The organism is Candidatus Hydrogenedentota bacterium (assembly GCA_035450225.1).
In the GTDB taxonomy this organism is placed as follows: domain Bacteria; phylum Hydrogenedentota; class Hydrogenedentia; order Hydrogenedentales; family SLHB01; genus DSVR01.
In genome coordinates, this window is record DAOTMJ010000007.1 from 39498 (window position 1) to 61407 (window position 21910).

Genomic DNA, 21910 nt, shown 5'->3' on the forward strand with positions numbered 1-21910 from the left:
CAAGATTGGCGGCCCCGGAATGCCATGAATACAAAGCGATGGTTATTTGGGACGACGCACGTCCCCGCCGACCGCTGAACGGTGTTTGTCTTGCGGCCTGCCGGATGTCCACGTATACTTCCCCGCGGAAGGAGAAAAGGGACGCATGGCCATCTGCGGTTTTCTCGACGAAAAACAAGTCCGGCACGTTCAACAGACATTCGGCACGCCCGTGTTCGTATACGATCAGCGGACGCTTGAAACCCAGGCGCGGACAGCGCTGGATTTCCCAAACGCTTACGGGCTGACGGTCCGTTACGCCATGAAAGCGTTGCCGAACCGGGCCGTCATCCAGTTGTTCGACGGGTTGGGTCTTCACATTGACGCCAGCAGCGGATATGAGGCGCGGCGGGCGATGCGGGCCGGCGTGGCGCCGGACAAAATCCAGATTACCGCGCAGGAAATGCCGGGCGATCTCGGCGAATTGCTCGACCTCGGCGTGCGTTTCAATGCGTGCTCGCTGCACCAATTGCGGACCTATGGCGCGCTTCGCCCCGGTTCGGATGTCTCGATACGGATCAATCCCGGGCTCGGTTCCGGCCACAGCAACCGGACCAACGTCGGCGGTCCGTCGGCGAGTTTCGGCATCTGGCACGAACATCTCGACGCGGTCATGGCCGTCCAGCGGGAATTCGGCCTGCGCATCGCCCGCATGCACACGCATATCGGGTCCGGCGCCGATCCGGAAATATGGAACCGATGCGCCCGGATGTCTCTCGATATTGCCGCGCAATTGCCGGACGTCGAAACGCTCAACCTCGGCGGGGGATTCAAGGTGGCCCGGATGGATTATGAGGTTTCGGCGGACTTGCAGGCCATCGGTAAGGTAATCGCCGGGGATTTCCGCGCGTTCAAGGCCCGGCACGGCCGCGCGCTCGCGCTCGAAATCGAGCCCGGCACGTTTCTCGTCGCCAACGCCGGCGCGCTGGTCTGCACCGTGATGGACGTGGTGGATACCGGTCCGGGCGGCTACGCGTTCATCAAGGTTGACAGCGGCATGACCGAACTGATCCGGCCCAGCATGTACGGCGCGCAGCATCCGATCGCGATCGTGCATGGCGAGGGTTGCGGGGGACCCCATGCCGGGGAGCGTGACTATCTTGTGGTGGGCCATTGCTGTGAAAGCGGCGATATCCTCACGCCCGAACCCGGCAATCCGGAGGGTCTCAAGCCCCGCATGCTTGCCGAAGCGCACATCGGCGACGCCCTGGTGGTCGGAGGCGCGGGCGCCTATGCCGCCGCCATGTCCTCGAAAAACTACAACTCCTTCCCGGAAGCCCCGGAAGTGATGCTCCGATCCGACGGCACATTCGAACTCATCCGGGCGCGCCAGACTCTCGATCAAATGCTCGAGAACGAGGACATTCAATCACGAATTCAGTGAAACGACTTCCGCCGCTTGCAGCGCGACCGGGCCTATCAGGCCGGATTCGCGCAGCGGCGCATCTTTTTTCCAAAGACGCCACGTCGTGAAAGTGAAACGTCCCGTGGGACTGGGCTGGTCCTCGCCGAGCCATTGCGGCCACGCCTTGAGCGTTCCTTCGGGATGGCGTTCGCTGTCTTCGGGCCGTTGTTCGTCGCCAATCATTCGGTTGATCCAGAGATTGGCCACGCTTACCTCAAGCAGGTTGCCCGACGGTTTCAGGCGGTCCGTAACGTCCAGCCGGAACGGCGGCTTCCACAGGATGCCCAAGTCTTCCCCGTTCAGCCGGACCTGCGCCATGACCTGGACGTTGCCGAGATCCAGATAAATCCGGCGGTTTGCGCCGGGCAATGCCTCGGGCGCATCGAACGTCTTCGTGTAGGTTGCAACGCCGGAAAAATACCGGACGCCGGGGTCCGGATGTTCGCTCAGCGATGCAAGGACATCCAGCGCCACCTGTTCGGGCGCGCCCCAGTTCGGCGGGAAACGCACCACCCAGTTCGCGCTCAGATCGAAGGGTTCGGGCGGATCGGCAACGTCCGCGCGAAACGTCTTGCCGGATGCAGTCCGCACTTCGTAGGATCCGGGTTGAAACGCTTCCAAGGTCGTTGCGCCGTCCGCGCCGCATTGGACGTTCACGGTGCGCCCGGCGCCGGGCGGCTCGTAAAGCACAAGGGTCGTGCCGTCGTTTCCGCTGGTCGAATAACGCTTGCCGTCTATCGTGTATTCGAGCAACAGCGTTTTCACGACGTTGACGGCGGGATCGTCGCCCTGCGCCATGGCCGCGACGAGGAAACTCGATTCGCCCGTGTCGAGCAGATGCTGAAGCTTTTCGCGCACGTCACGCGTCCGCGCGGCATCGCCGATGACGCCGTAGATCGCCTTGTCCACGATAATCCGCGTGCTGTCGGCGGTCAAATGGACCACATCGGGATCGTTGCCCTTGGCGGTGAATGTCCTGCCGTTGGCCGTATATTCCACCTCGAGCGTTTTCAGCGTTCCGAAGGCCGGATCGCCTTCTTCCGCGAGTCGGGACACCTTGAAATGGCACTCGCCGGCGTCAACCAGTTTCTGCACGCCGTCGCGCGCGTCGCGGCTGCGTTGCGGATCGCCCGGAACGCCGTAAACGGCCCGGGTAACGGTGATTTTCGGGGCGGCTTCCAGGGCGGATTGCAGCGTTTCGCCATTGCGCGCGACCGCGACGGCGGGATCGCCTTCCGCCTTTTCGCGAAACACCACAAAGACCGATCCGCTTGGTTCGAGCGGCAACGTCACGTTGGTTAGCCCGTCCTTTTCGGCCCACAAGGCCGCGGGCTCGATCCGGCCGGTTTCGGGCCACCACAGTTCCGGGCGCTTGCCCTGCACGCGGAACGAGCAGGTGGCCGCGACGGCGTGCGGCTTTGGATTGGCCACGAAATAGATGTCGGTGTCGTCGGTTGCGCGGTGAATGGAATTCAGCCGGACCCAACTGCCGAAATCGGGTTTGACACCCGACTGCCGGAGGATTTCTTCCGGCATGATTCCCCAGATCACGCGGCCTTTTCCGAAAGCGTGTTCCTTGACGGTCCCTCCGTCGCAATCCCCCCAAATCGCATCCGCCATGCGCTTCACTTCCTCGTCGCACTTCGGATAATCCATCAGGCTCGGCGACTTGAGAGGCTTCGGGCCGGCGACGGTCGCGCCGGCTTCGACCAGTTCCCCGATTTTCCGCAGCAGCCGGGGCGTCATCACACGCACGTCGGGCAGGACGAGGAGGCGGTAACTCATGCCGTCGGGCAACATGAGACGTCCCTCCTTCACGGACATCCGCTCAATGAGGGCGTCTGCGCCGATGTTGTCGAAGTCGTATCCGTTGCGATGGTGTTCCTGGTATCCCTGCGGGGCGGCTTCGGGCTGGAGATAGCAGATATCCGCCACGAACAGGCCCTGCCGTAGCATGAGCTGGCAGCGGGCAAGGTATTCGTGCCATGCGGGCGCCATCTCCCACCAGGTCTGCGTGCGTTCGTAATGCACGCCCCACGGCCCCATCGTCATGCCGGGGCGCCGGTCGCGCCACGGTTGCAGCGCATAACGGTGAAACACGAAACGGTTCACGCCGAGGCAGAATGCAAGATCGCCGAGCGGTTTCATCGTGGCCGGATGCTGCTGCCAGCGCTCGCTGTCGTCCGCCGTGAACGATTCCGCGCCATGGATTATTCTGCCCCATGTGTGCGCGGCGGAGGCCATTTCCTTGCAGGTGCCCAGCGCGCCGCCGCCGATCCAGAATTCGCTCATGGGTTCGTCGGCGCGGCCCGCGTAGGGCATGTCGTCGCAGGGACCGCCGTAGGCCTCGATGGTCAGGCGCATGCCGTGTTTGCGGGCCAGCTCCCGCAGGCGCCCCGCGTAATTTTCCACGACGAGATCCGATACCGTCTGCCGCAAATCCCAGAGAAAACGCTCCGACTGTTCGAGGCTTCCCACGACCCGCCCCGAAAACACGGGCAGAAACGGCAGAAGATCGTAGCCGCGCCGCTCCCTGAACGCCTCGCGCATGCGGGCGGTCCAATTCTGCGCCCCGTTTTCCCAGCTGTCTATGTGCGTTGCGACAAGCGCTTTCCCCGCCAGCGGACCGGCGTCCGCGATCAATTTTTTCATCATGCCGTCGAACTGCGCCTCGATGCCTTCCGGCGCGAGCTTGTCGCATTCGAGACCGCGGCCGGTCTTGGGGGACGGCGCATTTTCGACGCCCGTGGAGGTATGGCCGATGCGGAGGATGGTCCATGGACCGGCGGGCACATCCCACGCGATCCGTCCGTCCGTGTCCATCTTGTCCGTAAGATCGATCAGCGAAGCCGGATCGATCGCGGCGCCGTCCGGCGTTTCGCCGATCGGCCCCGGCATGATGAATCCGGTCTGGTAACATGCCTTGACCTGAATGTTTTCGATGCGAAACGAGCCCGGCGCGGGAAAAGCCTGCACGGCGATGTCCCGGTAATAACCGGCGACCGTTTCCGGTAGCGGCAGCGGCCCCTCGAACCGTTTCGGTCCCTCGACGGTGGTTTCCGAGAAGACGACTTTTTGCATGGATTCCTCCGGCTTGATCCACGGCCCGCCGCTGCCGTTCCAGCCTGCGTCGTTGTTCATGTTCACTTCCAGACCGAGCCGGGCCGCTTCCGACAGGACATGATGGAAAAGCGCGCGCCATTCGCCGCCCATGAAATCCACCGGACCGGCGGGTATGCCCTGATCGACTTCCATTATCAGCACGCCGCCGATTCCGGCCCGCTTCATCGCCTCCAGATCGGCCGTGATGCCTTCCCGGGTGATGTTGCCGTTGAGCCAGAACCAGTAGACCCACGGCCGGGCGGAATCGGGGGGATGCGCGAAGGCCGATCGAAGATCGTCCGACGGTTCCGCCGCGTCCGCCATGGCAAATGCCGCCGACAAACAAAGAGCCAACAGGATGTATTTGCGCGACATCTCATTCTCCTCCTCGCGGGTTGAACCCATGCCACTTGCGCCGCAAGAACAAGTATAGGGCTTTACCGGCTGCCGGCGCCAAAATCGAAAGCGCCCCTAACGCGGCTCTGCCGCAATGCCTCAATCAAACGGAACGTGGGACAGGCTGTCCAGCCTGTCATTTTTGGAATCGGAAAACTTACAAGATCCGACAGACTGGACAGGCTGTTCTACGTACTTTCCGTGCATGCTCTTGCAGGACGCAAGCGACACAACAACTCCACTGGGCGGTTGCGTCTATTTTCGTATTTTTTATCTTTTTCGTCCTTGGGTGTCTTGGGCGTCTTGGACGTCTTGGACGGAATCCTATGCTGAAATTGAAACGGATACCCGTGTTTTATAGTCATACCAATAACGATATGAATAAGGATTTTTATTGACTTTTGGGTTTTCTTGCAAATAATATGACCATATAGGGCGAATTGGTAGTATAATTAGTGTGCAGGCGCAGGAATAAGGGAATGGTTTCAGGCTCGCGTTATTCCCGGATTGCGTGATAGTCGAGATTGGAAACAACGTGCGTGATGGCGGCGATGTTCATAATGGATTGGTTTATTGAGGATGAAGGGAGAGGGAAACATGTTTAAGCGAATCGGCTGGGCGGGACTCATTCTGACGTTGGGCGTATTGCTGCTTGCGCCTTCCGCGGCGCACGCGCAGGCGCGCGACATAGACTTCGACTGGATCGGGAAGACGATCGACAAACTGCTGGCCGCGTATGCGCCGGGCATTACGATCCAACTGGCCGGCGCGGACAACGACGGCAACGGCATGTGGGAGGAGGACAGCCTCGCGATGCTGTCCGCGGTGTTGCGCGGCGGCACGCGCGTCGGCGCCACCTGCATCAGCCCGGCGAACGTGGCGCAAATTTAGGCCGACTTCGCGACCAACCGAAACCTTGTCTACAACGACATGATGGTGTACGGCGAAGTAAATCTGGTGCTCATATTCACGCGTGTGGCGAGACAGTACGTCTTGGGCGCTTATGGTTCGGACAAACTGGCGGACATGCTCAGGGCGGAATTGGGTCCGGTCGGCGGCGACATGGTGGCCAACCTAATGATTGACTATTTCGCCGGCCTGGTGACCATCGGCGAAACCGTCAACGGCAACACCTTCACCTTCATCAATAACTATATCGGCCAAATCGTGGACGGATTGTGCAATGCCATGGGCAACTCGGACCTTGGCGGCATCAGCAACATGTGGGCGCTCTTGCGCGCGGAGAAGACGGCGCGGGCGTTGTATCTGACCTAGGCCAATTACAATGCTACGCGGTGGGGTTCGGGCGGAAGCCGTCCCAACCTGTTCGGCGCGCAGGGCAATTTCGACAGCATGGGCACGATTACGGACGGCATCAACAACATCACCGAATACACGGCAGCCGGCTACACGCCGGGCGCCACGGTCAATACGTGGCGGGAAAATTTCCTGACGGGCAACGGGATGCAGGATCCCCCCATCCGCATCACCACGCCGCCAGTCGGCACGCCCAGCGTCAACCATGTCCTTACGGGCGACATGACGGTATGGTCGAATTGGACGGCCGGGGCCAATTGGACCCAGAACCCGCAGGACGATGTGGCGTCTGTTGGAGCCCCGCAGACGCTTTTCTACGTGGCCAAGCACACGGCGGGGAACACGGCGGAACTGGTGCAGACCCAGGCCCAACAGCCCGCCGCCGCCAAGATTACACCCGGTGTGACCTATCGCGTGGAATTCCGGTACAAATGGCTCAACGACGATGACGCCGTACAGTCCACCAACGGCATTTCCATCGGTTTGGGCACGACTGTCTCGGACATGTACACCACCACGGACAACAAGTCGTGGAAGAATGTGACGGTTTATCTGACCGCGGCGGGGGCGAATCCCTCGTTCCGGATCATCCCGACGGCCAATTTCTTCGGATACGTGGACGACGTATGGGTCAAGGTGGCGGCGATGGCCGGCGACCCGCTCGACACGGGAACGGTCGGTTTCACGGGCGGGGTCGGTCCGTATACCAAGATGTGGGAAGACGCGGAGGATTACCCGAGTTCGAACTCGGTCAACCAGCTCAACAACGAATCCTTCAAGGGCAACGCCAACAACTGGAACACCGGTACATGGACCTATGTGGACAAGGGCAGTTATCTCAACCTGATTCCCTTCGAGCGCATGGAAAAGACGACGTCCGACACGACCACGCTCGAACAACCTTCGGCCAACATGAAACGCCCGCTTATTCCGGGCGAATGGTACGTCGTGTCGTATTTCCTCTACCAGACGGCCGGCACGCTCACACCCAACCTGTCCGGAACCAATCTGACGGCGCGATCCTTCGTGAACAGCGGGGATCAGGGCCAAGTTTGCACGCAGTTGGTCCAGAACGGCACGGGCACGCAGCAGCTCCAATTCGTGCCGACTTCGACCTTCCGGGGCCGCATTTACTGGGCCTATGTGTGTCTGTACAACAGTTACACGCTTGATCCGTACTGGCTCGGCGATCCGCCCGGCAGCCGGACGCCCGACATGGTGGCCGACGGCGTGACCGGCGACCCGAACGACAACGGCTACCGTGGTCTCGGCACCTACAATTTGGTGTTCAATTACCTGATTCCGAATCATGATGGCATGGCGCCGTGGCTGCGCATTTCGGACACCCAGAATGACCCCGCCTACACCTCGGCCACCATCTACAATCCCCCGGATCGGCCCGGCATGGTGCCCCCCGGTTCGATCGGCGAGGAAGCGCTGGGCGGCCGCACGACACCGATGGCGAAAATCGAGGTAGGCTCCCGTCCCTTCGAGATCTACCCGCAGCCGCCCGGGACATTCTTTGCCTACACGGGCCAGCCGTTTACGTTGACATCGGGCGCGCGCGGCGGCGACAGCGTGCCCATTTACCAGTGGTACAAGGGCAATCCGGGCGACACGAGCAATCCCGTCGGCGTCCCCTACAGCAAGACGTACAGCAGGCCGAGCGCCGCGCCGTCCGACAACGGCACGTATTATATGCGCGCCACGAACCTCGCGGGAAGCCTAGATTCGAACGCCGTCGTGGTAACGGTAGTCGATCCCGTCAGCATCACCAGCCATCCCTCGGGCGGCAACAAGGCGGTGGGCGGTTCGCATACCTTCAGCGCGACCGCCACCGGCGGCGCGGGATCGCTGACCTATGCCTTGTACATGGTGGGGAACGGCACGCCCCTCCAAACCAACGGCACGGGCACGTTCACGTTGGATCCCCTGGTCGCGGGCGATGAAGGCAGTTACTATATCACCGCGACGGATGCGCCCGCGGGCAGCAGCACGGCGACCAGCAACACCGTCCTGCTGACGGTATTGGCGACGACGAATCCGGCCCCGCGCACGGCGACCTCCGGCGACGACAACGTCACCTTCAGCGTGACCGCCTCGCAGGGCGCCGGCGGCTATACCTACCAGTGGTATCTGGATGGCGTAATCGTCAACAACGACGCCGGCCATATTTCCGGCGCCACCACTTCCACTCTGCGCCTGGACAACGTGCAGGTGCTCGACGGAACGTATACCGGCCATCCCGGCGTCTATACCTGCGTCGTGCGCGATTCCGCGAACGCCCAAGTGACCTCCGGCGGCGCCGCGCTCACCGTAAATGCCGCCGCGATCAATTTGTCCGGGCCCAGCAACCAGTCCGTGTACTACACCCAAACGGCCGTGTTCACCGTGACGCCCAGCGGCGGATCGGGCGCCGGCTTCGCGTACACGTACACGTGGTACCTGCAGGGCAATCCCACGCCTTTGGTGAATGGGGCCAAATACGACCTGACCACGCCGGGCACGCTGCGCGTGTTGAACGTGGACGGTTCCGACAACGGAACGGTCTATTATTGCAACGTCGGCGAGACGCCGGGCGTCCGGCCGCCCGCCAACCTGGTCTCGTCGGGCAACGCGACGCTTACCTCGTCGCTCGCCCCGATTACGGCGGCGATATCCGGAAATACCCGGATGTACGTGGGCGACAGCCAGACCTTCACGGTGTCGGCTTCGGGCGGCGTGGGCACGCTCACGTACCAGTGGCAGCGGTGGTCCGGTTCCGGATGGAACGATGTGGGTACGGGCGGGACGATCTACACGATCGATCCGCTGGCCCTCTCTGACGCCACCGACTACCGGTGCCTTGTGGGCGATAATGCGCGGCCTCCGGCCCCGCTGCAGGCGTCGAACGTCCTGTCGCTCCAAGTGGCGGACCGTATCAGCGTGTCCAGCCTGCCGACGCCGGTCAACCGCAAGACGGGCGATTCCTACACGTTCAGCGTGACCGCCTCCGGCGGATTTGGCCCGCTCTCCTATCAGTGGAAGCAGAACGAATCCAATGTCGGAGCCAACGCGTCCACGCTGGATCTCAGCCCCTTGTCGTTCGCGAAACAGGGTTCCTATACCTGCACCGTGACCGACACGCACACGGATACGAAGACGACCAACGCAGCCGCCCTGACAGTGCTCGAGATCCAGACCCAGCCCTCCGGCGCCAACGTGACGCCCGGTTCCAGTCACACCTTCAGCATCGTCGTGACGCCGGGCAGCGGCGTTCCCGGCTACGCCTACCAGTGGCAGAAATGGAACGAGTCAGGATCAACGTGGGACAATGTCGGCGCCAATTCGACAAGCCACACCATCGATCCCGTGGCGCCCTCGGACGCCGGCCGGTATCGTTGCCAAGTGACGGATTCCGCGGCGGTCACATTGAATTCCTCCGAAGCGGTGCTGGTGGTCACCACCAATCCGATCGTCATTGACACCCAGCCCGTGGGCGGCTCGATGTACGCCACCGAATCCAAGACCTTCACGATTGCGGCGCACGGCGGCGACGGCACGCTGTCGTACCAGTGGCAGAAAAAGGACGGCGAAAACTGGAACAACGTCGCCACGGGCACCGTCTACACCATCAACTCGCTGGTGGTCGCGGATTCGGGCACATACCGGTGTCTGGTGACGGACGCGTTCCTGCAGACGGCCACCTCGGACGAGGTTGTCTTGTCCGTGACGGTCGCGGCCATCAATATCTCGGCGCCGGCCGGCGCGCAGAAACTGACGGGTCAGGCGCATACCTTCTCCGTCACGGCCTCGGGCGGCGTGGGTACGCTGACCTACCAGTGGCAGAAGGACGGCGTGAACCTCGGCAATGAAGCCGGCCATATCGAAGGCGTTGACACCAACACGCTGATTCTCACGAATCTCGTGACGGGCGACGAGGGCACATACGTTTGCCTCGTGGGCGACGATGCGCATCCGTCCATCGAACCGCTCGTGCCCTCTTCGGGCGCGTTGCTGGAAGTTCGCCTGCCGGTGAGTTTCTCCGTCCAGCCGGCCGGAGCAAACAAGAAAGTGGCCGACAACCACACGTTCTCGGTGACGGCGATCGACGGCTACCAGCCGTATACCTATCAGTGGTATCGCGGCACGACGCCGGTCGGCGGCAACGAGAGCACTCTTGTGCTGGCCAATCTCGCGGCGGGCGATCAGGGCAGTTATACCTGCCAAGTGACCGGCGCCCTGGGATCTGCCACAACGAGCGAGGCGGCGGTCCTGACCGTTTTGGCCATCGAAACGCAACCGACCGCGCAAAACACCCCCGCGCGCGGTTCGGCCACGTTCTCGGTCGGCGTGCTGGCGGGCAGCGGTGTGCCTGATTACACGTATCAGTGGAAATACAAGGGCGCGGACATTCCGGACGCGACGGATGCCACGCTGACGATCCTGAATTGCCAGGGCGGCGCCCCGGACGGCAACCCCGCCCCGGTCAATCCGAACGGCAATGAAGGCAACTACTCGTGCGTGATTACCGATTCCGCAAGCGTCGCGCTGGAATCCAGCGCCGTGCCGTTGACGGTCAATTCGAGCGCCCTGGACATTATTGGCCCGGAAAACAAGCGGGCGCACTTGGGCGGATCGGCCACCTTCACCGTGTCGGTTTCCGGTGGTTACGGCCCGGATTACACCTATCAATGGCAAAAAGACGGGTTGGATCTGGCGGATCAGACCGCGGCCTCGCTGACCATCAGCCCGGTGGAGGCCGGCAGCGTCGGTAGTTACACCTGCCTTGTCGGCGAACAGGGCGTGCGGCCGCCGCTGCCGCTGGTTCCGTCGGTAAGCGCGACGCTTGAAGTGGCCGATCCGGTCTCCATCACGTCCGATCCCGAAGACGCTGATCTCTACGTCGGCGACACATTCACGGCGACGGTGGCCGCCACGGGCGGGTACAGTCCGTATGCGTACCAGTGGCGCAAGAACGACGCACCGATGTCCAACAAGACCACCGCCACGCTGGTCCTTTCGGGCGTGACCGCGGGCGACGCGGCGACGTACTCGGCGACGGTCACGGACGCGGAAGGATCGTCGGCCACCTCGGCCGGCGCGGTGCTGACCGTCGTGCCGCGGGTCTCGATTACGACGCATCCGGTCGGCGGCCAAATGGAACCGGGCGTTCCCTATACCTTGAGCGTCGCCGCCACCGGCGGCAAGGGCGCCTTGCAGTACACCTGGTTCCGGAACGGCAACCAGATCAGTTCGGGCAGCCCGACCTACGAGATCAGCGTGCCGTCGTTCGCCAACATCGGCAACTACTGGTGCGTGGTATCCGACAGCGCGACGCCGCCGGACACCGCCACGTCGGATGTGGCCGTGCTGACCATCAACGCAGTGTTCGGCTTCCAGGATCAGCCCCAGTCCGCGCGGCTGTATACCGGCACGCCCTACACGTTGACTGTCAGCGTGATGTTCGAAACCGGCGATCTCACCTTCACGTGGTATCGTCCGGGCGGCGAAATCTTCGAGCCGGGCATCTACGACACGCCGACCTCCCGCACATGGCTGAGCATTCAGCCGTTCAGCAGCGGCGACTATTACGTGGTCGTGGTGGACGACATGGGCACGCCCGAGGATCCCGAAGACGACAAGACCGCCACGTCGGATACGGCCACGCTGGATGTCCGGGACCACCTGCTTATCACGGGCCAGCCTGTCGGCGGGAACGCCGCGAACGGCGGTTCGTTCACGTTTACCGTGACGACCAACGGCGGCTTCGCGCCCCTGGCGTACAAGTGGCAGAAGGAAGGCTCGCCGGAGATTCTCGGAACCGGCGCGACCTTGGTCCTGAACGACCTCACGCCCGCCGATTCGGGCAGTTACTATGTGACGGTATCCGACGACCTGTCCGATGTCGTGGAATCCTCGCACGCCCAGCTGCTGGTTGCGGGCGGGGTGCCCGTGGGGGGCTGGGCCGGACTCGGCGTGCTGGCCGGCGCTTTCGCGGCGGCGGCCCTGCGCGTTATCCGCAGAAAGAAGTAAGATCCACGTCCAAACCAGGGAGCGGCAAATCCAGGCGGCTGGATTTGCCGCTCCTCTTTCGGGTTGAAATCGGAGCAGGCATATCGCGTGGAAGTTGCGAACAAAGAAACGAAAACAGGCTCAAAAACCTTCGATTCGCGGGGGAATCGCCATGGATTGAAGCGGGTCGCGGGTGTCCTCGTAATGCCGAAGGACGGCGCAGCGGTCAGCGTCAATGAGGTGATCGTTGCCCTTTTCATAGACGATTTCGCCGTTGGCGGTCACGCGGTAGGTATGCGAAGCGTACTGCGATTCGCGGTCAGCCAGCGGCGGAAACACGATGGTTCGATCCGCCATGCGTCGCTGAATTAGTTCCGTCATGAGGGGCTTGATGCGCCGCCGGGCGGGAGCGCCGTCGGGCAGCGGTTCGAGATCGATCGTCCCGCCGAATTCATAGGCGCGCACGATGGCGCACCAGCGATCGCCCTGCGCCATCAGCGCGTGCGCAACTGCCCGGCCGCTGTTTCCGCAGTCTATGCCGATGCCGCGAAACGTATAGGCCGCGTCGAGTTGTCCGATGATCGCCTGCTGCCGCGCATAGTTGACGCCGTGCAAATGAACGCGCAGGACGTTGATCAGATCGGGCCCCTCGGCGCGGTACACGACGAACTCGGAGGGATCGCGCGCGTATCCCAGGTCGCAGCCGAGGTAATACGCGCCGCGGGGAACGCGTTCCGGCGCGGAAAAGGCATCGCCCTCGCCCAGCGCGACGTCGTGAAAATCAACGCCGTCCCGCACGCACGCCAGATAGTCGTCGAGATTGAACGCGGCGTGGGCGGGCTCGCCGTGCCGGCCGAGCACGCGATGAATGTAACCGGGCGAATCGCGGCCGCCGTACAGCAGGGCGAGTTCCGCATCCTTTTCCGGGGTGAATTCGGGATTGAGCGACGACGGCCAGTTGTACTGCTCGGCGTCCTGCATCCGCGTCATCCGGTGGAAAGCGTTTCGCAGGCCGTTCGGCACGCCGTAGACCCAGCGGCGTCCGCCGCCGTTGAGCGCCTGGTACAATTCGCCCCACGCCGTCTCGGTCATTTCCTGCGCCTCGTCCACGATTTGCCACGCGACGTGCATCCCCTGAAAATTGACGCCGCGCGGTCCCGCGATGCGTCCCCACAGCATGAATCCGTTCGAGAATCGCAGGAACCACGACGGCGTCCGCCTGAATTCGACCAGGGACGGCGCGAAGTCCGGCGTTGTCTGGAACCGCCGCGCGAGACGGCTCATGAGCGGGAACAGGTGGTTCTCGCATTGGGTCGCGATGAGCATTTCCGTGTCCGGGCAGGCGACCATCGCCCATAGCGCGACGATTTCGATTTCGGCGGTCTTGCCGACGTCGCGGCCATCGCAGTGGACCTTGCGCAGGGCATACGATTCCAGCGAATCCGCCTGGTAGGGGCGGGGCCGCCAGGGCCGCCCGTCGCGGTCGCGCATGTATTGCGCGGCGAAGCGCCCGCGCTTGTGCAGGTTCAGCCATGCCTCGATTTCATCGCCGGCCAGTCCGCGCGCACGAAGTCCCGCGCGCGCCGCTCGCGCATCCCATCGTTTCACGACACGCAATCCTCCGTGGCGTCGCCGCCGATCTTATTTTGTCGCCGGTGTCTTGGCGGGAATTTCGCGCCGCTTGCGCGGTTTGGCGCGCAGGGCGCTGTCGAGAACCCCTTCCGCCTTCCTGAGAATCGGTTTCATCACGTCCGCCAGCCCGATGTCTATCGGCGTGCCCGCCTTGGCGCACGATTCCTCGAGTTCCTTCATGGATTTCCGTAGCCTTTCCCGCGCCTTTCCGATAGATTCCTCGAAACCCGGCGCGATGGGTTTGGAAGGCTCCCCGGCGCCGGCCGCCGCCTGGGCCGCCAGCGCGTCGTCCAGCGCTTGCTCCGCGCGGATCGCCAGCGCGTAGTTCACGAAAATGTCCTCGACGCGCAGGAGGAGCAACGGCGTCTCGACGACCCCCTGCCGGCCGAACAGCGCCTGCATGCCTTCGATGAACGCCCGCGCGAGGTCCGGGTCGTTTCCATGCCGCCGCATGCGATCGAGGAGCAGCCGCTTGAAGTCGTTTTCCATTATTCGTCCCTCTATCTGAATAAGGGCGCGCATTGCAGTCCAAACGGGCTGGATTGCCGGAAAACGGCTGACTACGGAAGAACTTGGGAGTACCGAGTTCTTGCATGGTTTCTCCTGTTCCGAACATGCACGGGGGAGTCCTTTGGGCGCGGAACGCAGGACAGACTGTCCAGTCTGTTCTGCGAAGCCATGCCCTGTCTGTGGACGGACAGGCTGGACAGCCTGTCCCACACATTCGCCCTTTTTTCTGCCATGTGGGCATTCCATGATTGACGTTTCAATACAATTCCATAACCCGTTCAATCGGAAAAACGCCCTTTCTGGAGGATTTCAGACTAAAACACGTCTCGAGAATTCGGTACTCTCAAGTGAAGAAGGTCGGGAAGGGGGAAGGCTCAAATCTTGAAGATGATTTTCTTGCGGCGCAGAACGACCGCGAAGGCATAACAAATCGCGTAAATCACGATGAAACCCGTCACGATGGCTCGGGGCGACGCATCGGCGTTCAGGATCAAGTGGCCAATCAGGATCAGGACGCCGTGGAGCAAATAGAGGGCCAGGGGATTTTCGCCCAGGATGGTGAGATGCGGCAGGCGCACGCGGCCCACATCGCACAGGAGATGAAACGCCAGCAGGGTCAGGAAGCAGAGTCCCGTGGCATACAGCGGATAGGGTGCGGACATGCCGTATTGCGTGAAGGGCCATTCCGGCTTGACGCCGGGCCACGGCATTTTCAAAAGCCAACCGGCCGCCGACAGCGCCAGTCCCCATGCCATGCAGCGGCGCAGGATCGCGCCCGTGCCGCCCTCGTTCAGCGCGTCGTAGGCCACCGTGCCCATCAGGAGGATGAACGCCCAACTCAGGGGGCCGAGCGGGCCGCCGTTGACCGATTCGCGCATGACCCATTCGCCGTAACCGGCCAGCGAGAACAGCGCCTGGTAAGCGCCAAGCAAACCAAACGCGGCCGCAATCCGGACGGCGGGGGATTTGTCAATCAGGAAAAGCGTCAGCAGCCCCGCCACGCCGATGTCCGAAAGCGCGTCCCAGAAATAGCCGAAATAGACGATGAATCCCAGTATCGTGAGTTTGGCGTACCGCCACGCGGCGGCCTTGCGCGCGGCGGCGATGCCGATCTTTTCGGCCCGGCGCAGCAGGGAGAGGCGAAAACCCATGCCCACGACGAAAATGAATATGGGCGCGATGGTGTCGTTGAACGACATGCCTGTCCGGTGATGCTGGAGCATCCACGGCGTCGCGTCGAAGCGTCCGACGAAATTGACGAAGATCATCGTCAGGATCGCGTAGCCCCGAAACTGGTCCATCGAGGGAATGCGGCTATGGGATTCATGTCCGGACATGACGGCGTACTGTACGGCAAGCGCCCCGCGCCGTGCAAATCGTCCGCGTCCGGTTTGCGGCTCTGGTCGGAAATATGAAACACTACGCCCCGTTTCAACCGGAGTTCGGAAAATGGACGTGTTGAAAGCCGCAGGGCTGGGCGTGGTCGAGGGCGTCACGGAGTTTCTGCCCATCAGCAGCACGGGACACATGATCCTCGTGGATGAATGGATACGGTTAAGCTCGGACAAGGCCTTCGCCGATGCGTTCATGGTCGTGATTCAACTGCCGGCGATCATGGCCGTGGTCGTGTACTTTTTCAGGGACCTGTGGCCGTTTGCCGGCGATCGCGGGGAGACCGTGTCGCGGATGAAATTCTGGGCGCGCATCCTGATCGCTTTTTTGCCGGCCGCCGTCATCGGCGCGCTGTTCGACTCGGCCATCGAGGAAAAATTGTTCAATCCCGTAACGGTGGCCATGGCGCTTTTAATCGGGGGCGTTGTGCTGATTGCGCTTGAATGGCGGCCGCGCGCGGGCGCGATACCCACGGCGCGCGACATTCCCCTGGCCGTTGCCGTCGGCATCGGCTGCATCCAGTGCATCGCGATGATTCCGGGCACGTCGCGTTCCGCCGCGACCATTATCGGCGCGATGCTGCTCGGCGCCTCCCGGGTGGCCGCGGCGGAGTTCTCCTTTTTTCTCGCCATACCGACGATGTTCGGCGCGACGGCCTACAAACTGCTCAAGCACGGCATCGGCTTCACCGGCGAACAATGGACGCTCATCGCCGCCGGTTCGCTGGTTTCGTTTCTGGTGGCGTATGCCGTGATCGCCGCGTTCATGCGCTACATCCGCGAACGCAGTTTCATCCCCTTCGGCATTTACCGCATCGCGCTGGCCGTCCTCGTGCTGGCGTATTTCCTCCGCTGATCGGATCCCATGGAAAAGCCGCGGGACAGGCTGGACAGCCTTTCATTGAACTTTCGGACAGGCTGGACAGCCTTTCATTGAACTTTCGGACAGGCTGGACAGCCTGTCCCACTTGGGCTGTGGATGGGGATGGCAGCCATTTGCCGGAATCGCCTCCGGAATGATTAGGACCGGTCTCGTTCCGTTCGCCGCAGTTTGCGCCAAAGCGTGTTGCGGCCAATGCCGAGCAGGCGGGCCGCCTTGGCCTGGTTGCCTTTGCAGCGGCGCAGCACGGACCGGATGTAATCCGATTCGACTTTTTCGAGCGTTACGACAGGGATATCGTCCGAACATGTGGAACGGGGCGGTTGCAGCGCATGCCGTATGACGATGTCCGCTTCGCCGGGTTGCGGCGGGAGCGCGATATAGCCGTAGGCGCCGCTTCGCATGGCCGCGACGGCCAACGGAATGTCTCCCGGACGGACGGCGACCAGCACGGGTTTGGAGCCGGATGCGGAAGCCTGTGAACAATCGTCCGTTATCAGGATGTCCTCTCCGTCCGCAACCACGAGATGGCCCGCCGTTTCAAGCATCGCTTTGAGTGTTGCCCGATCCGGCAAATCATGAATATCCAGTCGCACACGCGCCATGGATCTATCTTATCACGCTTGAAAATCAAAAAACAGCGCCCTTCCCATCCGCGAAAAGGGAAAGATGGGCCGGATTCGGCTTCATCCCCAAACCTTTTTCCGGAAAACTTAATCTATCCAAATGAAACTTTTTGGAAACAGGGTGTATTGTAAAAAGCAAGGGAACTGGGCCTAACAAGGCGTTTGAGTGCATTTAACTTATTGCTGGTCAATAGGTTATGTTGATAAAGTTGAATCGAATGATTGACAGGCATCCGTCGTGTAGCCGAACACGACGGTAATGAAAATGCAGTTCAACCCCACTATGGCTTGGAATCGCAGCCGGGGAATAATAAATTCTTGACAAATGGCTGCGGATTTCGTAGAATGAAGTTTGGATCCAAGTGATAGTGGACCAACCGATCCAAGGTCCTACCCATTGTGGCCTTTGAAAATCCGGTGGGATTTTCATCCGGCGATGGGTAGCACTCATTGGACGAGAGGGAAAGGTTGCACATCATGCGGCATTCGATAGGGATGGTGGTTATCGCGTTGGCGGTGACTTTCCTCGGTTCCAATGGTCTGGCGGCGACGTATTCGATTCCCCCGGAGCAAATAGACGTGCAAAAGGTCTATGTGGGCGCTCCATCGGGCTTTGAAAAGGCCGCGAAGGTGGATTACGAGTCGGTGATCAAGGCCACGCCGGAATACGAGGAAGTCAAGCGCAAACGCATCGAGCCCGGTACGGGCAAGTACTGGATTCTTCTGAGCAAGGCCAGTAACCGGGCGGTCCGTGCGATTTCGGAGGTTGGCCAGAATACCGGCCACGATTTCATTGCTTCCCAGGCGTATTTGGGCGGCCTCGAACCCGGCATACCGTCCGAGGACATCACCCCGCTGGTCTTGGATCGGGTCAAAGACGTGTCGAAGTCCCCCAAAGATCACGATCTGATGGATAAAAGCGGCGACAAGGACGAATCCCGGTCCGCGAAAAAAAAGCCGTAGTTTTTCCGCGTCCTGAAAAGAGGGCGGGGCCGGGACCGAAAAGGCTCGTTGCGCCAGAGAGCAGTCTATGATATCTTGGCGCCAGAGGAGTCCATGGCGCGTGGGCACAGTAAATGCCGAGGACACAAGACTGCGGGTTTGTGCCGCAAAGGGGCATGAATCGGCGCAAGGGTGATTCCGTGACAATGGTACGATTGAATTACAGAAAAAAAGGGATTGAAAGATTTTTGGTTGTGGGGGGGTGTTGTTTTTCCGTCGTTTGCGTGCTGGCCGCGTTGGCGGGATGTTCCACCATTCATGCGACGAAACCGTCGCCCGTGATGCCGTCGCAAGAGACCAACCGGGTGTACAACAACCATGCGGCGGGCCAAGAAATAGAAGAAGCGCGAATTTTGATAGAAACGTCGGATCCGTCCGCGGCCATTCCCCGATTGTTGAATACCATTCAGAAGCATCCGGGGACGGATGCCGCGATTGATGCCCGCTATTGGCTTGGCATGGCGTATTACAAAATAGGAAGTTACCGCGATGCCGCCGGCATGTTCAATGATTATTTGCGGCAACGTCCCCAAGGAGTTTATGCGGCGGAATGCGCAGAACGGATTGCGCGGCTGACCGAGGAGTCCAATGCGAAATATCCCACCGTGGAGGAGTTGGACAATCAGATCAAAAAGGCTTCCGAAGAGGCGGCCGCCAAGCCGGACGATCCTCCGGCGCAGCTGGCTTTGGCGGATCTGTTGTGGCGGCGGGGCGAATATGCGAAAGCGGGGGCCGTTTATGCGAACCTCGTGGCCCGGCATCCGGAGTGTCTAAACGACGCAACCCTCAAGGGACGCATTGAATTCGACGCAAATGGCAAATACACGGTATTGACGCCCGTCGAAATCCAACGGCGTCAAGCGGAGGCGGATCCGCTGGTCGTGATCAATACGAGCGGGTTTAAAAGCGGACGCGATTTGTTTACGCGCGAACAGCGTTTTTACTCGGTGTCGGGTCAAATCTTGAACCGCAGCGCGCGTCCGCTCAATGGGGTACAAGTCATTATCACCCTCTATGCGTTCGGCACGGCGGTGCTCGACACGACGACGGTGAACATCGGGCAGTTGCGGCCGGGTGAAAGCCGGCCGTTTAGTGTGAAATTCAGCAATTTCGACAACATCGAGAACGTGAACCGTTTCGAGTGTATCGGCACGTTCCAGCGATGAGGAGTGTTATGGCACGACGGATTTCCATCATGATTTTCCTTCTGCTGATTGGAGGAGGGTGGGCGTTTGCACAAGCGCCGGCCGCCTCGCCGGCGCCGCTGCCCGCGCCGCCGCCGCCGGCCAATCCGGATGACGTCAAACAGGTCAATGTCTCGGTCAAGATTGTCGAATTTCAGACCTCGAAAGGTTCTGAAACCGGGTTGAGCGCCTATTTCAAGCAACGGCAGCGGACGAATGCGCTGGGGCAGGTGTTGACCAATCTGGGTTATGTGCGTGCGGCCGACGTGACCTTTCCGACGAACACAACCAGCGCCATCACTGTTTTTCTGGATCAGATCCGGCTTCCGGAAGACGACATGGAAATGGTGCTTCAGGCGCTGGTTCATCAGGATCGCGCCTTTATTTTGTCGCAGCCCAAGGCGATGGTGACGGTGGGATCCCCGATTCCGACGACGATTCAAACCACAAACCGGATTCCGTACCAGAACACGGTCGTGGTGGGCGCGACGGCGGTCCAGACGACGGCGTTCCGCGACACGGGTGTTTCGCTGACGGTTCAGGCGCCGGCCATCCAGGACGATGATGGGAATCCGGCCACGACGGACGACACCTATATTCAGTTGTTGGTATCGGCGGCGGTCAATGAACAGGGTCAGCAGATTACGGTCGCGCTGGACGACCGGGTCGCTACGGGCGGCATTTTCGGCGCGGCCACGAATGCCATCAAGGTGCCGGAATTTGTGTCGCGCAGCGTGGCGACGTCGGTATGGGTTCGACACGGTCAGGTTCTGCTGCTGGGCGGCCTGTACCGCAACACCAAGAACAAGAATCTGGCCACGCTGCCATGGCTCACCCAAGGCGAAAATTCCGTGCTGGGCGTTGTTGACAAAGTCCTTCCGACAAAGTTTTTGGGCACGCCGCTTTCTTCGACGCTGGGGAACAGCACGTCGCAATTCAGCCGCCGTGAATTGGTCTTTCTTATCAAGGCGGAGTTATGGCGTCCGGCCTACACGGTGGTCAAGGAGTTGACGCCCGTCGGAACCGGCGGCGACGAGCCTGCCAAAAAGAAGGGGACGCTGTCCGGCGTGATACAGGAAATTTCCGACATTCCCAAGGGCTTGATCGAAGGCAAGCGGGACGGTTCGGAAAAGACGGATGTTCAGTCCAACTTGGGAGGAGGCCAGTGATGAAACCCTTTTATCCAGCCGTCCTCTTGGTCATGATGTTCATGCCGGTTTTGGCGATGGGCCAGGCGGTCTACGTGCCGGCTCCGGTGTATCCTTCGCCGGCGGCGCCGACTGCTCCCGCCGCGCCCGCGGCTCCGGCCTTGCCGGCGGCGCCCGCGCCGTCGCCCGTGCCGCCTCCCGCGCCGCCCCCGCCGGTCGAGGGGCAGCCTCCACCGCCGGCTCCGTTGCCGCCGATCGATCAGGTGCAAATTCAGGTTTGGATCAGCGAAACGAACGAAAGCGGTTTGCGCGATCTGGGCGGCAATCTCCAATATTCCCGTGTCATTCAGGGCGAGGCCCAGAGCGGGTCCGTGCAGCAAATCCGCACGCAAACGATAAACCCGCTCAACTCGGCCTATACCGTCACCCTGCCGTCGCCGGATCTGTCCGGGTTTTCTCCGGATCAGAAACCCCGGATGCTGCGTCCCGATCAGGACAACAATCCCGCCAACAATATACAGACCCAAGCGGGCGGCGGACTGGTGTTCAGCATCGTAAAATCCAATTACGGGACGATTGACGGCGTGTTTCGCGGCATCGAGCAAAAGGCGGACGGGGATCTCATTTCCAAGCCGGAACTGCTGGTCGTCAACAACGGCATCGCCGAGATTCATGCCGGCGAGCAGGTTCCGTTTCAAAATGTCGCCTACAACGTTCTGGGCGCGAGCCAGTTGGCCGTGACCTGGCAGGATGTGGGGGTGAACCTGAAATTGCAGCCGCTGATCGTGGGCAACACGATACAGTTGACGATTACGCAGCTGGCCGTGAGCGACCGCATTCTAACCCAGGATGTGCGGGGGGTGGACATGCCCGTGTTTGCGACGCGTTCGCAAACGGGCGTCGTGCTCGTTCCTGACGGGCAGACGCTGGTCATCGGCGGTCTTTCCAGCCGGACGGTGACGCGATCGGAAACGCGCGTGCCGATTGTCGGGGCGTTGCCCATCATCGGCATTCCGTTCCGCAGCCGCACCTCGAAGGCCGGCAATTCCCATTTGCTGATCTTCGTATCGCCCACGATCGTCAACCTGCGCGACATGTCCGAGGATGCGCACAACGCCCTCAATTTCTGGCAGGACCGGAAATGGGAGAATTCCGAGCGCATCAGCAAGGAAATCCAAGTCATGCAGGACGAGTTGTAAAATTACCGAACGGGACGTTACCCTTTCTTCCTCCGGAAGGCTTGGCCTTCCGGGGGATTTGTTTGTCGTTGCACAAGGGAGGGAT

At 61.3% G+C, this 21910-nt stretch carries 14 protein-coding genes; 9 read left to right on the forward strand and 5 right to left on the reverse strand.

Annotation, left to right across the window (positions count from 1 at the left end; translation table 11 throughout):
* The first annotated feature begins 145 nt into the window (after positions 1 to 145).
* On the forward strand, positions 146 to 1423 hold the full coding sequence (locus P5540_06255; GenBank protein ID HRT64414.1) for a diaminopimelate decarboxylase: 1278 nt from the start codon (positions 146 to 148) through the stop codon (positions 1421 to 1423).
* Here the strand turns inward: P5540_06255 and P5540_06260 are convergent.
* A complete protein-coding gene (locus P5540_06260) occupies positions 1409 to 4921 on the reverse strand; it encodes a glycosyl hydrolase (GenBank protein ID HRT64415.1) in 3513 nt (1170 codons plus the stop codon). The two genes, P5540_06255 and P5540_06260, sit on opposite strands and share 15 nt — an antisense overlap.
* Positions 4922 to 5539: 618 nt before the next feature.
* Here P5540_06260 and P5540_06265 point away from each other — a divergent pair.
* The 3 genes from P5540_06265 to P5540_06275 all read left to right on the forward strand — a co-directional run bounded on the left by P5540_06265 (position 5540) and on the right by P5540_06275 (position 12274).
* Positions 5540 to 5833, forward strand: a complete 294-nt coding sequence (locus P5540_06265; protein ID HRT64416.1) for a hypothetical protein — start codon at positions 5540 to 5542, stop codon at positions 5831 to 5833.
* 66 nt (positions 5834 to 5899) lie between these two features.
* Positions 5900 to 6217: a hypothetical protein gene (locus P5540_06270; protein ID HRT64417.1), complete on the forward strand. Its 318-nt coding sequence runs from the start codon at positions 5900 to 5902 to the stop codon at positions 6215 to 6217.
* A 78-nt stretch (positions 6218 to 6295) separates the two neighbouring features.
* Positions 6296 to 12274 carry a hypothetical protein gene (locus tag P5540_06275; GenBank protein HRT64418.1) on the forward strand — a complete coding sequence of 1993 codons (5979 nt, stop codon included), beginning with the start codon at positions 6296 to 6298 and terminating at the stop codon, positions 12272 to 12274.
* Positions 12275 to 12394: 120 nt separating this feature from the next.
* Here P5540_06275 and P5540_06280 read toward each other — a convergent pair whose 3' ends face one another.
* The 3 genes from P5540_06280 to P5540_06290 all read right to left on the reverse strand — a co-directional run bounded on the left by P5540_06280 (position 12395) and on the right by P5540_06290 (position 15732).
* Positions 12395 to 13861: a hypothetical protein gene (locus P5540_06280; protein ID HRT64419.1), complete on the reverse strand. Its 1467-nt coding sequence runs from the start codon at positions 13859 to 13861 to the stop codon at positions 12395 to 12397.
* Between the two features lie 33 nt (positions 13862 to 13894).
* Positions 13895 to 14374, reverse strand: a complete 480-nt coding sequence (locus tag P5540_06285) for a hypothetical protein (protein HRT64420.1) — start codon at positions 14372 to 14374, stop codon at positions 13895 to 13897.
* 395 nt (positions 14375 to 14769) lie between these two features.
* Complete coding sequence (locus P5540_06290) at positions 14770 to 15732, reverse strand: heparan-alpha-glucosaminide N-acetyltransferase domain-containing protein (GenBank protein HRT64421.1); 963 nt, start codon at positions 15730 to 15732, stop codon at positions 14770 to 14772.
* Between the two features lie 112 nt (positions 15733 to 15844).
* Here P5540_06290 and P5540_06295 point away from each other — a divergent pair, with 112 nt between their 5' ends.
* Positions 15845 to 16642 carry an undecaprenyl-diphosphate phosphatase gene (locus P5540_06295; protein HRT64422.1) on the forward strand — a complete coding sequence of 266 codons (798 nt, stop codon included), beginning with the start codon at positions 15845 to 15847 and terminating at the stop codon, positions 16640 to 16642.
* A gap of 164 nt (positions 16643 to 16806) precedes the next feature.
* Here the strand turns inward: P5540_06295 and P5540_06300 are convergent, their stop codons facing one another.
* Positions 16807 to 17271 carry a helix-turn-helix domain-containing protein gene (locus tag P5540_06300; GenBank protein HRT64423.1) on the reverse strand — a complete coding sequence of 155 codons (465 nt, stop codon included), beginning with the start codon at positions 17269 to 17271 and terminating at the stop codon, positions 16807 to 16809.
* Between the two features lie 498 nt (positions 17272 to 17769).
* On the opposite strand from P5540_06300, the gene P5540_06305 reads away from it, so the two are divergent.
* The 4 genes from P5540_06305 to P5540_06320 all read left to right on the forward strand — a co-directional run bounded on the left by P5540_06305 (position 17770) and on the right by P5540_06320 (position 21825).
* Positions 17770 to 18255 (forward strand): hypothetical protein, encoded by a 486-nt coding sequence (locus tag P5540_06305; GenBank protein HRT64424.1) that lies wholly within the window; start codon positions 17770 to 17772, stop codon positions 18253 to 18255.
* Positions 18256 to 18488: 233 nt separating this feature from the next.
* Positions 18489 to 19460, forward strand: a complete 972-nt coding sequence (locus P5540_06310) for a tetratricopeptide repeat protein (GenBank protein ID HRT64425.1) — start codon at positions 18489 to 18491, stop codon at positions 19458 to 19460.
* A gap of 8 nt (positions 19461 to 19468) precedes the next feature.
* Positions 19469 to 20647 (forward strand): hypothetical protein, encoded by a 1179-nt coding sequence (locus P5540_06315; protein HRT64426.1) that lies wholly within the window; start codon positions 19469 to 19471, stop codon positions 20645 to 20647.
* Positions 20647 to 21825, forward strand: coding sequence for a type II and III secretion system protein (locus P5540_06320; GenBank protein ID HRT64427.1), 1179 nt, complete (start codon positions 20647 to 20649; stop codon positions 21823 to 21825). Before P5540_06315 ends, P5540_06320 begins: the two co-directional genes overlap by 1 nt.
* Positions 21826 to 21910 lie beyond the last annotated feature (85 nt).